Source organism: Clostridiales bacterium (assembly GCA_015243575.1).
Lineage (GTDB): Bacteria > Bacillota > Clostridia > Peptostreptococcales > Anaerovoracaceae > Anoxybacterium > Anoxybacterium hadale.
This window is the reverse complement of sequence record CP042469.1, coordinates 3999985-4013347: the sequence shown is the minus strand read 5'-3', so window position 1 is coordinate 4013347 and position 13363 is coordinate 3999985. Positions and strand designations below refer to the sequence as shown.

The following is a 13363-nucleotide window of genomic DNA, read 5'->3' as shown; positions in this document are numbered from 1 at the left end:
TCACCTTACATTCCGCGGCCGCCGCCGGATGGCGGTCCTCCAGTGCCTCCGCCGCCGCCTCCGGTGGGGCCGCCGCCCATTCCTCCGGCTGGCATCCTCTGCTGCTGTGAGCTCGATTCTGCCGATGAGCTTTTCACTTCAGGCACCAAAACGATATCCCCTTCTAACAATCCACCTTTGATTTCAATATAGGATTCATCATTCAAACCCATTTCTACCCGAACGTATTTGGCACCGTCGGGGGCACTGCTCTGATTGATTTTTTCATCACCTTTTGCACCCTTGACCAATACCGTATTTCCCCGGTTCACTGCCGTGACTGGAACACGGAGTACATCTTTCGCAGAATCGACGATGATCTCTGCCGATACATTCATTCCCGGCCATAAATCTTCTGCATCATTGATTACGATTTTTACTGGATAGGAGGTAACTCCGTCGGAGGACGTTCCCAAAATCCCAATGTTATCCACATATCCGGTAAAATCTCTGTCACTCAGCGCATCTGCTGAAATGCTGACTTCCTGGCCTTTCTCAAGCTGAGCAATGTCCAGTTCATCGACGTTGATGGTAAACGTCATTACTGACATATCAGCGATGACACAAAGCGTTGTCGAGCCGGAATTTGATGATTCCAGAGTATCTCCCGCCTTGATATCCTTTTCAATGACTGTGCCGGAAATAGGAGCAGTGACATTATACTCGTCCAGCTGATCCTGCGAGCTTTCATAGGATAGCTGAGATTCCCTCAATGAGAACTGACTTGATTTCAGCGTATTATCTGCCCCATCGTTTGTCAGCTGAAGAATGCCATCCCCTTTTGTCAGGTATTCTCCTGAGGATGCGAGAATTTTTGACACAAGGCCCGAAGTCTTGGCTGTTACGATCTTCTCCGTTCCCCCTTCCAGCTGGGCGCCGCTGTAGCAGTCAATCCCTCCTGCATTTACTGTGACATAAGTGCCGCTATCCAGCGCCCCCGGATTGTCAATTGTCACTTCCACATCCTTTACTTCTATGTATCCTTCTAAAACCCTTTTTGAACTATATATTTTGCTGATTTTTCCCTTCAGCTCTTCGAAGGTATTTTCAATCGTAACGGTTACGGTCTGGCCCACAGAAAGACTGCCTGCATCGGCTGTGCCGAAAGAAACCTTTGCCGTCAGCTTGGAGTCATCTACAATGGTTGCTATTTTCGTCCCGCTGGACACGTTATCTCCTTTTTCTACGAGCACGTCTGTAACCCGCCCGGAAATAGGCGCGGATACCGTCAGTCCCTGATATGCCTCCAAACTATCCTGATACTCCATCTGTGCCTTCTCGTAGCTGATATTTGCTTTTTCAAGTGTTTTTTCCATATCGGAGGAATCGATTCGATATAAGGTCTGACCTTTCTCCACTGGGTCCCCCTCCTGGAACGTATCTTCCAGCACATCCCCTTCCACCAGCGCTATGACAGAATACTGTTCTATCGGTGAGACAGTACCCTCACCGCTGATGACAACGGTGACGTCCCCTTTTGCCACCTCGTGCTCTGTGTAAGATACTTCGTTTTTATCTCCCTTAAAAAATCCGGTTGCCGCGGCGAATGCTCCTATTAGGATTACTAATAAAAGAGAAGTGCAGACGATTCTTCGCTTTCGGTAATTCAATTGATTGATTTTCTTCAGAAATGGTACTTTTCCAATTAAGCTGGTTAAAATTGCGGCGGCCTTTGATGCCTCTAACCGGTCAATCCATTTAGAGAGCCGCTTTTTCAAAATCTCTTTTTCTATGTTTTGCCCCAAGTCCTGTTCCTCACTTTCCCACACATTTTTATTTCACAATCTTTGATGATTTCATAGTATCGTTTCTTTGTGTTCATTTCGTGAGAACTGTGTGGGCAGATCTTAAAAGTCGTGGCAAAAACTGCCTTTTATTTTCATTAATTTACCAACGTGACACAGCGCCTTCACAAAAGCGTCATATTCATCCTTTATCATTAGGAACTGTCGAGCAAAGGAAAAAGCCGATTGGAAAGGAGTTATGATAATATGAGAAAGTCAAAGATACTTCCCTGCATTCTGGCGGTCGCGCTGATTGCAGCATCTCTGGGAGCATGCGCCAAAGACGAGGGAGGTGAAGTCTCTGTACTTAAGAAGCAAAAGGAGACTATGGCAAAGGTGGTCTCATTGGACGGAGATCAAATCACTTTAATTTTGGCCGATACACCAGAAAAGAACGGTGCTTCTTCAGACGAAGTCAGCTCTGCCGCCACAGCAGCAGTTCGTACCAGCCTTCTGGCAGCAGATGACAGCACAGCGGCGCAAGCTACTCCTCCTGAAGGCCAGCCGCCTCAAGGCGGAGGCCCTGGAGGCGGAGGAGGCGGACGCGGCGGTACACCTCCCGAAGACGGAGCCACACCTCCGGAAGGCGGTGGAGCTCCTCCGGAAGGCGGTCAGCCCCCTACCTCGGGTGCTGCAGTAAATGGTGGTCAGAGTGATTCGGGTACTCCTTCAGGGCAACCTGCTCAGCCGGAACGATTCTCGCAGCCGGGGCAGCAAGATCAAGCTACTGATCAAAGCGGTGGGGAAAACCGGCAGGAACCAGGTCAAGGCGGCGGGGAAATTCAGTTTACCGGCGGGGAAGTTACCTTTAGCTTATCGTCGGATTTAAAGGTGACGATGGGAAACAATAAGGAAGAGACCGAAATTGATTTATCGGAAATTAAGGAAGGCTCTGTAATCATGTTTACAACTGTAACGGATGAGGATGGAAATGAGGTCATTGATACGATTCGTATCCTGGAGTAACGGCAAGACTCCATAGTTCAGTTGCAAATTAGATCTGGCTGGCCCAAAAAGGTTTATGGAATTTGGGGGAAATAGGAGAAGAATAAAAAAATCCGTGTATTGGGGCAGTTTCAAAGTTTGAAACTGTCTCTCATACTGCGGATTTTCTCGTCTTTATTATTTTAGAAGTCAGTGCCTCTCAGTGCCTTTTTTCGTCTCAATCTCAGCATCTGAAGTTTCCCGTTTCTGTTTATCGAGTAATTCCAATGTTTTGAACTTAAGTTTGAGCGTTGTCGGCTCGTCATATTCCTGCATCAGCGGGTCATATTTATGATCCAGCAGGATATCCTTATAAAGCTCCTGGGCTTCCTCTGCTGATTTCTTGTCGTCATCTGATTCTGCTCCAATGAGGCAAAGCGGTGGAAACAGGACACACCACCAATTCTGGCCTTCTCCTTCTCCTATGGTTATGTTCAGCGTCTCGTAATTTCCGGAAGGAAATATGACCTCTCCGTAGGCTTTCCGAGGAATCCATTTCACGCCCAGCTCTGCTTTGACCGTATAATCATATCCGTTTTCAGCGATGATCCGTTCTGCTGTGCTTTCGATTTCCCTCAGATTGTCCTGAATGTACTTTCTGGATTGTTCCAGGTTAAGGCTTACCCGTGCCTCGCCGGCAGCTGTATTGTTTTTCTTCAGGGCAGTCTCCTCTGAAGACTCAGCCGCGTAAACGCTCGGCTGGGAGCGGCCTGCCAGGCCTGACAACGAGGATGACCCCGAAGGAACTGTTTTGTCACCGGATGGCTGAGGCGGAGCGGAATCCTTTTCAGGATTTAGGAATGTATCCATTTCCTGAGCCATAGCCGCTTTGACCAGCTCGCTGTTGATCTTTGCAAGGACACCGTCTCTCACCTTCAGCTTTAGCTGCTGATCAGAGACTGAATCACTGTTTGCAATAACGTGAAACCTTATGAAATCATCATTGCTCAATTTATTTTGACTGCTGTAAACCGTCCACGCGCTGTAAACGATGATACAGATCATTAAAAGAAACAAGATTCTGATTTGCCTTCTTCTTAATCCCAATAAAAATCCCTCCCCTGATTAAGATTTTCAATAGTAATCTTGCCCATGGAGAGGGAATTTTATACAATCTGTTTCCGTTTTACCTAAAGGTTCCATCTAATAATTTTTGGCTACGATCAAAAGTTTCGTACCGGGGTTAATCTCCTTTCCATATTCTAAATCATTGATTTTTTTGATTTCATCAATGGTAGTTCGATATTTTTTCGCAATATTCCAGATGGTGTCTCCTGTTTTTGATATGTAGAGAATAATACCTGGAACTGGGTTACTATCCTGAGGGCTATCCAGAAAGCTGACACTTTTCACAAGCTGATGCCGTTCCTGCGTGGCTACTACGGTATTGACCAGAATTCCTGCATTCACTTCAATCTGCTTATTATTAATTTTGTCAAACCAAATTTCCTTCAGCGCGATATCATTATTCGCCGTCATATCCGGTGTGATTCCGGGAATTTCCATAGCACTACGGAACGGGATTTCCTGCTCGATGCTGAAGATTGTTTTTCTCTCATCCGCAGAGGTGCAGATCAGGCTGACATTAACCGTTCCCTCTACAACACTCTTGGTCTGCTCGATCGTGGACCGTTTCTCCTTAATGGTCCCATTGACATAAATGACCTTATCGACGCTTCCGTACCGATCCGGAACATTGATGATCTCACGGGCGGAGATTTCAGCAACTCCGCTGCCGCCAAGAGTCAACACTCCGATTTCATCCGTATCAAACTGAACATCCTTTTTGTGATGGTATACGTCGGTTACAACTTCCTTTTCTACGTTTTTGTAGAGTTCCAAGCCGGTATCCACGCTCATATCCAATTCAAAAAGGCCTCTTTTTCCGTTTCCGTCCTCCTTTGCAGTTAGATTTAACGAAGAGATATTGAAGTTGATTTTGCTTCCTGCAGGATTTTGATCACCGGGATTGTGTTCTCCGTCCAGTCTAATAAACTGTGTAAATTCTGTCTTTCCCTGGTACAGTACCGGAACCGCCGTAGAATTATCTTCCTGGGCTCCGGCATCGGCTGCCGCCGCGTCGTTGTTTCCCTCTGCCCCTAGGTACAAAATATTACAATTAACAGATGCATTGATCACTGCTTTCTCTTTCGTGATCTGCTTATGGTTTTCTACCACGCTGACATCATATTTCAGTATCTTTGATATTTCCGGCATATTTTCCTTCAGTGCCAGATCATCTTTAATTTCTGTCGTCTCAGTTTTTCTCAGAGCTACATCAGTGAGCTTGATCCGCTCCTTCAGCATCTGGACTTCTTCGTCTCTGAGTCCTTCAAAGACTTCGATATCTACATTGCTGTATTCTTTCAGATGAAAAACGATGGTAGCTCTTACCCTGAATTTTCTTTCGTTCACAACGGTGAAATCTATTGACTCGACGCTGGGAACAACGGCCAGATCCGAATAGGGTCCCGCCTTCATTTCTGCATCATTTTTAAACGGTATTTTGGATTCAATTGCGACGATAGGATCACCGTCAGCATTTGTCTCTGGTACATAAAGTGTCTGCAGCAGCAAATCTCCGGTGATTCGCACGGAATCCGTTTCTGTCTGTCCGGTATGGATTTCCCTGTCGGAAAGCTTAACCTTGCCATCCATGGTCAAAATTCTAGCCAGATCAGGTTTGACATCAGGAACCAGAATATCCTCTTCCAGGCTTACGCGAAGCGGGTTCTTCTGCTTCATATCTACAAGCTTCAGCTTGCTGCTCATCAAACTTCCCACAATCGGTGCCTTTACAGGAACTGCTTTGGGAACAGGCGTCGGCTGAAGTACCGGACGTTTTGCAAAAGGCGCGGTAAAATTATGGATCGCCTCCGATTTCTTTTCCTTGTCGGCAAACGCAAAAGGTAAGTCCGGCCAATTTTTCGATTTGATGGCCTCAGTGAAAGTGATCGTTTCCATTGCTGCTTCTTCATCAGCCCCAGCTCCTTTCTCGAGGACATCTGCCGCTGCCGGAGCGGCATCAGGAGAAACCTCCTCCAGAATGGCCGCATCCTCTGTCTGGGTAGCTGCAAGGGCTGCATCTTCCGAGCTCTCCGAAACATTATCCGCTTCCAAAGAAACGGGAATAACCTCCGGGACTGCCTCCAAAGCCGGTTCGCCATATGCAGGAAAACCTTCCGCGGCATCCTGCGCCGCAACCTGTGCCACCGCCGCTTGAGCTGCGGTATTCTCTGAAGTGTCATCGTAGCCCGCGAAGGTCTGTTCATCCTGAAAAACAGGGATTTCTACCTGCTCAGTCTCCGCTGCCTGCTTGGCGGTTTCATGCAGCACTCTTTCATATGCCGCAGGATCAAAACGGCTGTTGACGCCTTTGGGCATGTAATGGTAACTATATTCGTCTGCTTCTTTTGCAGGCTGCAAAGCGAAATCCGGAATCCCTTCAAATTCTAACGGGTTTTTTTCGTACGTCATCGCATTATCCCCCTCTATCTACTGTTCGTTCTACTGTTCGTTGCTATAATGTATTCTTTGAGAGGGCTTGTTATGACAAATAATTTGGGCAGCCTTTGCTGATCTGTTATATGATCCAGTCGAAAATAAGTTCTTGCTTGCTGTCAGTCAGTTCTTGTTTTCCGTCAGCTGCCGGCTGATTGACAAATACGAGCTCAGGGTTTTTGATACTTACCTTTGTTCCTCCGGGAACGGATTTTGTAATAAAGGCGTTGCTTCCGATTACCGCACCTTTTCCGATCATGGTATCTCCACCGAGGATAGAAGCGCCGGAGTAAACCGTGACATCAGCTTCAATCGTTGGATGACGCTTCACACCGCGTAGATTCTGTCCTCCTCTTGTGGACAGGGCTCCAAGGGTCACTCCCTGATATATTTTGACGTGGTCACCGATCACCGTCGTTTCTCCGATTACAACGCCTGTGCCATGATCGATAAAGAAATACTTGCCGATGCTGGCGCCGGAGTGAATGTCAATTCCCGTTATACTGTGGGCATATTCACTCATAATTCTTGGAATCAGTGGAACCGATAACGCTTGCAATTCGTGGGCAAGCCGATGAATGCTGACTGCAAATACCCCTGGATAGGAGAAGATTATCTCATCTTTGCTTCCGGCGGCTGGATCTCCGTCATATGCCGCCTGAACATCCGTCGCCAGGTATTCTCGGATTTTAGGCAGCGTTTCCAGGAACTGAAAACATAGCTGCTCTGACTTTTCTTCCAGATCTTCGCTTTCAAAATCCTCCAGGCTGCTGGCCTGGTGGCGCAGTGCAAAACTAATCTGTTCCGTCAATTTCCCGCGAACACGAATCAGAAGCTCTCCAATATGGTACTCCCTCAGATCTTCCATATAATTGCTCTTTTCAAAATAACCCGGGAAGATCAATCTTCTGAGAATCTCAGATATTTCTATCACAACTTCCTTGTTGGGAAGCGGTCCAAGACTCTGGGGGATAATATACTGTTCTCTTTTATAGCTCTCTGATAATTGGGAAACCAGGTCTTCCACCTGGTTCTTAAAATCAAAACTCATTTCATCACCTTCTGTCAGATAGATACACATCACAATATCTTAGCTGCCTTATCTGTGCAGCTTTTATTTCATAGTTGTCAGATATGATTTCTTAATTTAGTGTATATTATCATACATCCATCTGGTGTGCAATCCTATTTTTTCGTGACTTTTCTTGCCACCACCGCAATTCTTCCGTTTTCTGTCCAGTAATCGCAGGTGGACAGGGTAATCAGCGAATCCCCATATTCGGCATCGACTCCTGTGTCGTAAAGCGCCAGCTTCTTTACCTCGGATACATAGGTTTCGAAATCCTTCTGGGTTGTAATATCGGTATATTGATAGTATTTAAATACATCTTGATTTTTCTGATACACCTTTGATAAAAAGACCGCCAGGATTTCATAGGTACCCTCTTCATAGATGGTATCAAATTTGATATATGGATGTTCTGTAAAGTAATTCTCTTCCTTATAATTCTGAAGACTGCCGAACATGCTTCCATCCCGAAAATAATGTCCGTAGATCAGATAATTGGTTTTTTCGTTGTTCAAGTCAGACTTCACGTCAAGATAGATCGCTCCGTACTTGCTTTTTCTTCCCTCCGGGCTGTGGGTGAGATAATAGTCATTATCCGTCTCCGGCTTCATCACAGGATAATCGATCGTGGTGTCTGCGATACTGATCCAGCCGGCAAACTCTCTGTTATTCTCGTAAATTTCGCGGTATCGGGGAAGGATCGCCCGACCAGAACCATCGTCTCCTCCAGCCTCATCCTTTGACCCCAGCCCTTCTCCCGCATTCTCCTGTTCCTTCTCTGTCTGTGCCTTTAATCGTTCCTGCATGGCGCGATACCCAAACTCATCTGTGAACTGCTGCAGAAGCAAAAGTGACGAGACTGCAAAGACAACCAAAAAAAAGACCGGCAAAACATATTTTCTTTTCTTTCCCAATCCGATTTGCTCCTTTCGATATTGACTGTTAATCTACCTAATTTAATTTATGTGTATCATCATTATACCCTCCTTTTACAAGATGCACCACGTTTTGCTTGTGTTTTAACAGTTGTCCTTTCAGCGGCAAAGTGTCCTGCCACTGCTATGCTCTATAAGTCGTCACAGTTTCAATTGCTCCAGTGATCCTTTATCGGCGAGGGCTGCCTCCTCCTCCTCCCCAATTTTGTCTAATAGCAAATGATATTTCCTATTAGACGAAAAAGCTGTGCTTCTTGTTGAAACACAGCCTTTAATTATTATCTATAATCCTATTTGATTAGTTAAATCAGGGCTGCCCTTACTGGACAAAATCATCACTGTCCTTGCCGAACGAAATCAGCGCTGCTCTTACTATAAAAGCAAAGTCAACACTGCTCTTACTGAAATAGCTCTGTGGAGAGATATCTTTCTCCCGTATCAGGAAGCAGCACGACAATAGTCTTTCCTTTATTTTCGGGTCTCTTTGCTACCTGTGTCGCCGCAAAGGCTGCGGCACCGGAGGAGATTCCTACCAGCAGGCCTTCTGTTTTGGCAAGTTTTCTTGCGGTGTCAAAGGCTTCGTCATTCTTTACCTTGAAGATTTCATCCACAACATCTCTATTAAATACATCGGGAACAAAACCGGCTCCGATGCCCTGAATCTTATGAGGTCCTTTGGTACCGCCAGACAGTACTGGGGAGTCAAAGGGTTCCACTGCGATAATCTGAACGTTTGGATTTCTTTCCTTTAATACCGTTCCTACGCCGGAGATGGTTCCACCCGTACCTACACCGCCAATGAAGATATCCACCTTGCCGTCGGTATCTCTCCAAATTTCTTCTGCAGTGGTCTTTTTGTGAATCTCTGGGTTGGCTGGGTTCTTAAACTGTTGTGGAATAAAGGAATTCGCCGTCTGGGCAGCCAGTTCCTCTGCCTTCTTAATGGCTCCTGGCATTCCCTCCGCTCCAGGTGTCAAAACAAGTTCTGCGCCCAGTGCCTTCAGAAGATTTCTCCGCTCTACGCTGAAGGTCTCGGGCAAGGTGATGATCAGCCGATAACCTTTTGCCGCCGCAACAAATGCCAATGCGATTCCAGTATTACCGCTGGTCGGTTCAATAATCACGGTGTCCTTATTGATCAGGCCTTTATCCTCTGCATCTTTAATCATTGCGTAACCGATTCTGTCCTTTACGCTGGATGCAGGGTTAAAGTACTCCAGTTTCGCCAGCACTTCCGCTTCAAGGCCGATTGCTTTACCGTAATTGGCTAGTTCAAGCAGAGGTGTATTTCCGATCAACTCTGTCAAGTTCTTTGCAATTTTACTCATTTCAATTTCCCCCTTGTTTATATATATCATAGTATATCTATATGATTTATATGTAATTTACCATTATTGTATGCTTGACACTTTGATTTGTCAATAGATAATTTGGAAATTTTGTTATTTGGAAATTTGAAAATCTTTTACTGTTGAGTCATAGAAAAAAGCCTGCCCAAGCTGCCTGTAAGGCGGCTGGACAAGCCTGCTGTCAAATTATTTGCTGTTTTACACTTATTTAAAATGGCCGTCTTCCATGATCATATCCTTCAGCTTGTCGATATGATTGAAGGCTTCGAATCTGGCGTTGGCGCCATTTCCATTCGCAATTTCCTCATAGATCCGTTTGTGCTCCGGGATCATTTCCTCAGCTCGCTTAAAATCCTTATAATAGATGTAACGAAATCTGAGAACCAGCTCCTGAAGCTGCTCAACCATATGAATCAAATGGTTGTTTCGGCTGGATTCAACGATGAGATGGTGAAACTTTGTATCAGTGGTGATCATGTCCGCCATATTTCCCTCGATAACCGCCTGCTTGAATTTCTCGCTGGTCTCAGCGAGAACCGTCTTTTCTGCCTCGGTCATCCTTTCGGCTGCATAATATGCGGCAAGGCCTTCCAGGTTCGCTCTTACTTCGAGGATATCTTCCATATCCTTAATGGACACCTCGGAAGCATATGCTCCTTTTCGCGGTTCGATGACTACAAGTCCTTCTTTTTCAAGCTTTCTAATGGCTTCTCTGATGGGGGTACGGCTGACGCCCATATCCTCAGCAAGCTCTATTTCCATCATCCTGGTGCCGGGTTTTATCTTGCCTGTGAGAATGAGGTTTCTCAGCTCTTCATATACAATTTCTCTCAGCGGTCTGTGACTTTGAATATCAAAATTAAGCATTCTCATTTCCTCTTTTAATAAGATCGGAAATACCGCTTGTAAATCACGATATTTCCGTAATGTTTTAATCCAATCAGGGCTGCCGAATGATATCCAACCCAATCATAGTGCTTTTACAAAAAAGGTTTCCTGGTTTAGCTGTCTGAGCTTCGAATATGCCGCTTCACCTTTCCTTTTACTGGTATAAAGTCCGAACACTGTGGGGCCGCTTCCGCTCATCAATACTTTATAAGCGTTCCCTTCCTGCTCCATTTTGTTCTTTGTATACACAATTACAGGATACTCTTTTAGGCTATAATTTTCAAGTACATTCGTCATATTTTTTGAAATTTTATAGTAGTTCCCTTCCCTCAGTCCGGCCTTTAATTCCACGGTGTTTGGGCGATTTTCAATCTCTTCCAGGTTCAGTCCTCCGTAGACCTGAGCCGTCGAAATGCTGATGGACGGTTTTGACAGCAATACCCATGCCTTCATCGGAGAAATCTGCTCAAGTTTCTCCCCAATTCCCGATGCTGCCGCACAGGTTCCGGCAAGTGGATCTTTATGTAAATACAAATTCTTGTTGAGCGCTGCCTGCCCTGCCAGACAAAACGGAACATCTGCGCCCAATGCGGTACCATGCCGCATTAGAGTTTTTAAGTCAAGTCCCAGATTCCAAAGTTGATTGACCCCATGCAGAACTGCCGCGCAATTGGCACTGCCTCCCGCAAGTCCGGCAGCCACCGGAATCCTCTTATCGATGTGGATTTGGAACGTTCCAATGCGGCCCTTTCCGTACTCCCGAATCATTCTCTCTGCAGCTCGATAAGCAATGTTTCCTTGGTCATCAGGCAGGTAGGACAGACTGGTGGAAAGGTTGATTGCAACATCATCGTCCAATCTTCCGGCCACCCCTTCTGCATCTCCGCTTGCGTCCTTTGGATTGCCCTTTATTGACCCTGCTTCAAGACCCTCCTGCCATATTATTTTTACGGTATCATATAGATCCACCTGCTCCATTACCATGAGTACCTCATGGTAGCCGCTTGGGAGTTTTCCCAATACGTCAATGGAGAGATTGATCTTCGCATACGCTTTCAGAATAAGCTCTTTCATTGTTCTGCTCCTCATAAAAAAGTTGCTGCGCCACTTCCGCTAGGGAACCCACCGGCTGCGCCTCCGACTCGCTTCGCTCTCATGCTGTCCGTTTTGCCAAGCCAAGCAAGCTTGGGGCAAAAAGGCGATGGTTCCCTTAGGCGCTCGCCGTGCGAGCTGAGCACCCTCCTTTATCGGCGAGGGGTACCCCCTCTGCACTCCCCATTTTATCTAATAGAAAATGATAGTCCCTATTAGATAAAAAAAACGGGCGAAACATTAAGATCCGCCCGCTGTTGTTGCTTTTCATTTGACCGCTTCATACTTTCGAATTACTTCGTCGTTTTCTTGTTCTTGCTCTTCCCTGTGGCGTTCTTCGGTCTAGTGGTTCCTGCTGCAGCCTTTGCAGCCGCTCTCTGTCTTTCCAGTTCTGCTTTTTCCTTGCGTCCGGACTTGTAAGTGCTTCCTGCTGCGGTAATCGGTTTAGGCCCGGTTACGCGCTGAGTATCTTTTGCCGGTTCATCTGCAAGAATGATTTCGTTTGCCTTGGCATTACTCTTGCCTTTGTTTTTCTTTTCTGCCTGGGCTCTTGCCTTTTCTTTCTCTTTCTCCGTTTTCGCCACAACTTGTTCTACGGACTTGCCTGTTTCTTTGGCAACTTTATATGGATTCACTTTGACTTTTTCCTCAGCAACCGCTTCCTCTTCCTGCTTTTTCAGCTGTCTCTTTGCAGAGAGGGAGGTATAGCCGATCATACCGACCATCATAACAGCCATCAGACCCATGTTTACACTGGAATCCACGCTTGTATTTCTGGTTGTAAATTCAACCAACTGTTCTTTTCCCAGTGTGTCGCCGTTTACCATCTGAAGGTCTCCGGAAATTTTAAGCTTATAGTCTGTATTGGATATGAGCGTCTCCTCAACCAGCACCCAGATTTCTTTTGTCTGTTTCGGATACAATATCTTTGTCTTTAGAGTCTTTCCTTTGGCATCGGTTACTTCAAATGCGTCCTTGTTCGCTGCCTGTACCTCATCCGCGGAAACATCCTCATTAAAATATAGCTTTACCACTACATTTTCCAGCATGGAATTGTGGCTTCCGTTTTTCGGATAGCTGTCTTCCAATTGCAGACCTGCTGCAAAGCAAGTGGAAAAGGACATTAAAAACACCAATAGGGTTAGGCTCAAAATTATGCCTGATTTTTTCATATTGTATCTTCCTCCGATTTCTTTTTTCTAAGCTTCTGGAAAAATGATTTCATGATTTTCTCACATTGCTGCTGCATGATTCCAGTTTCTATCTGCACATTATGATTTAATCTTTCATCCTGCAAAATATTGGACAGGGACCCGCAAGCGCCAGTTTTCCGATCCAAGGTTCCTATGAAAACCTTTTGGATTCTTGCCAGAACCATGGCTCCGGCACACATGGAGCAGGGCTCCGTTGTTACATACATACGGCAGCCGAGGAGCCTCCAACCCCCCAGCGTTCCGGCAGCCTCCCGGATTGCAATCATCTCAGCATGAGCAGTGGGGTCTTTGTCTGTCTCTGTCTTGTTATGCCCCCGGCCGATGATCATACCGTCCTTTTCGATGACGGCGCCAATGGGTACTTCACCCAGGGAAAGAGCTTTTTCTGCTTCTTTAAATGCTTCCAGCATAAATTCTTCCGGACTCATTTATTATGCTCCTTTCCTGCGATTTCATATGCCCTACAATATTACCATAGTTTATTGAATTTTTCAATGAAAATCGAATT

At 45.9% G+C, this 13363-nt stretch carries 11 protein-coding genes; 1 reads left to right on the top strand and 10 read right to left on the bottom strand.

From position 1 onward, the window contains the following. Window positions 1–5 precede the first annotated feature (5 nt). On the bottom strand, window positions 6–1784 hold the full coding sequence (locus FRZ06_17660) for an HlyD family efflux transporter periplasmic adaptor subunit (protein QOX65039.1): 1779 nt from the start codon (window positions 1782–1784) through the stop codon (window positions 6–8). A 246-nt stretch (window positions 1785–2030) separates the two neighbouring features. Between FRZ06_17660 and FRZ06_17655 the strand changes: the two genes are divergently transcribed. Continuing rightward, a complete protein-coding gene (locus FRZ06_17655) occupies window positions 2031–2789 on the top strand; it encodes a hypothetical protein (GenBank protein QOX65038.1) in 759 nt (252 codons plus the stop codon). A gap of 168 nt (window positions 2790–2957) precedes the next feature. On the opposite strand, the gene FRZ06_17650 is transcribed toward FRZ06_17655, so the two are convergent. The 9 genes from FRZ06_17650 to FRZ06_17610 form a co-directional block, all read right to left on the bottom strand. After that, window positions 2958–3854 carry a hypothetical protein gene (locus FRZ06_17650; protein QOX65037.1) on the bottom strand — a complete coding sequence of 299 codons (897 nt, stop codon included), beginning with the start codon at window positions 3852–3854 and terminating at the stop codon, window positions 2958–2960. A 96-nt stretch (window positions 3855–3950) separates the two neighbouring features. Further along, window positions 3951–6284, bottom strand: a complete 2334-nt coding sequence (locus FRZ06_17645; GenBank protein QOX65036.1) for a DUF3794 domain-containing protein — start codon at window positions 6282–6284, stop codon at window positions 3951–3953. A 106-nt stretch (window positions 6285–6390) separates the two neighbouring features. Then, a complete protein-coding gene (locus tag FRZ06_17640) occupies window positions 6391–7359 on the bottom strand; it encodes a serine acetyltransferase (GenBank protein QOX65035.1) in 969 nt (322 codons plus the stop codon). Between the two features lie 134 nt (window positions 7360–7493). Continuing rightward, the gene (gene srtB / locus FRZ06_17635) at window positions 7494–8324 is read right to left on the bottom strand and encodes a class B sortase (GenBank protein ID QOX65034.1); all 831 of its coding nucleotides are present in this window, start codon (window positions 8322–8324) and stop codon (window positions 7494–7496) included. Window positions 8325–8710: 386 nt separating this feature from the next. Beyond that, the gene (gene cysK, locus FRZ06_17630) at window positions 8711–9640 is read right to left on the bottom strand and encodes a cysteine synthase A (GenBank protein QOX65033.1); all 930 of its coding nucleotides are present in this window, start codon (window positions 9638–9640) and stop codon (window positions 8711–8713) included. Window positions 9641–9865: 225 nt separating this feature from the next. Then, window positions 9866–10534 (bottom strand): GntR family transcriptional regulator, encoded by a 669-nt coding sequence (locus FRZ06_17625; protein QOX65032.1) that lies wholly within the window; start codon window positions 10532–10534, stop codon window positions 9866–9868. A gap of 96 nt (window positions 10535–10630) precedes the next feature. Then, a complete protein-coding gene (locus tag FRZ06_17620) occupies window positions 10631–11623 on the bottom strand; it encodes a 4-(cytidine 5'-diphospho)-2-C-methyl-D-erythritol kinase (GenBank protein QOX65031.1) in 993 nt (330 codons plus the stop codon). Window positions 11624–11934: 311 nt separating this feature from the next. Then, window positions 11935–12813 carry a hypothetical protein gene (locus FRZ06_17615; GenBank protein ID QOX65030.1) on the bottom strand — a complete coding sequence of 293 codons (879 nt, stop codon included), beginning with the start codon at window positions 12811–12813 and terminating at the stop codon, window positions 11935–11937. Beyond that, window positions 12810–13265, bottom strand: coding sequence for a nucleoside deaminase (locus FRZ06_17610; GenBank protein ID QOX66002.1), 456 nt, complete (start codon window positions 13263–13265; stop codon window positions 12810–12812). Before FRZ06_17610 ends, FRZ06_17615 begins: the two co-directional genes overlap by 4 nt. Window positions 13266–13363: the final 98 nt, after the last annotated feature.

Excerpts from the sequence above, each read along its gene's own strand:
- FRZ06_17610 (QOX66002.1), bottom strand. The coding sequence starts at position 13,265 with ATGCTGGAAGCATTTAAAGAAGCAGAAAAAGCTCTTTCCCTGGGTGAA.
- FRZ06_17645 (QOX65036.1), bottom strand. The coding sequence starts at position 6,284 with ATGACGTACGAAAAAAACCCGTTAGAATTTGAAGGGATTCCGGATTTC.
- FRZ06_17615 (QOX65030.1), bottom strand. The coding sequence starts at position 12,813 with ATGAAAAAATCAGGCATAATTTTGAGCCTAACCCTATTGGTGTTTTTA.
- FRZ06_17640 (QOX65035.1), bottom strand. The coding sequence starts at position 7,359 with ATGAGTTTTGATTTTAAGAACCAGGTGGAAGACCTGGTTTCCCAATTA.
- FRZ06_17655 (QOX65038.1), top strand. The coding sequence starts at position 2,031 with ATGAGAAAGTCAAAGATACTTCCCTGCATTCTGGCGGTCGCGCTGATT.
- FRZ06_17625 (QOX65032.1), bottom strand. The coding sequence starts at position 10,534 with ATGAGAATGCTTAATTTTGATATTCAAAGTCACAGACCGCTGAGAGAA.
- FRZ06_17620 (QOX65031.1), bottom strand. The coding sequence starts at position 11,623 with ATGAAAGAGCTTATTCTGAAAGCGTATGCGAAGATCAATCTCTCCATT.
- cysK (QOX65033.1), bottom strand. The coding sequence starts at position 9,640 with ATGAGTAAAATTGCAAAGAACTTGACAGAGTTGATCGGAAATACACCT.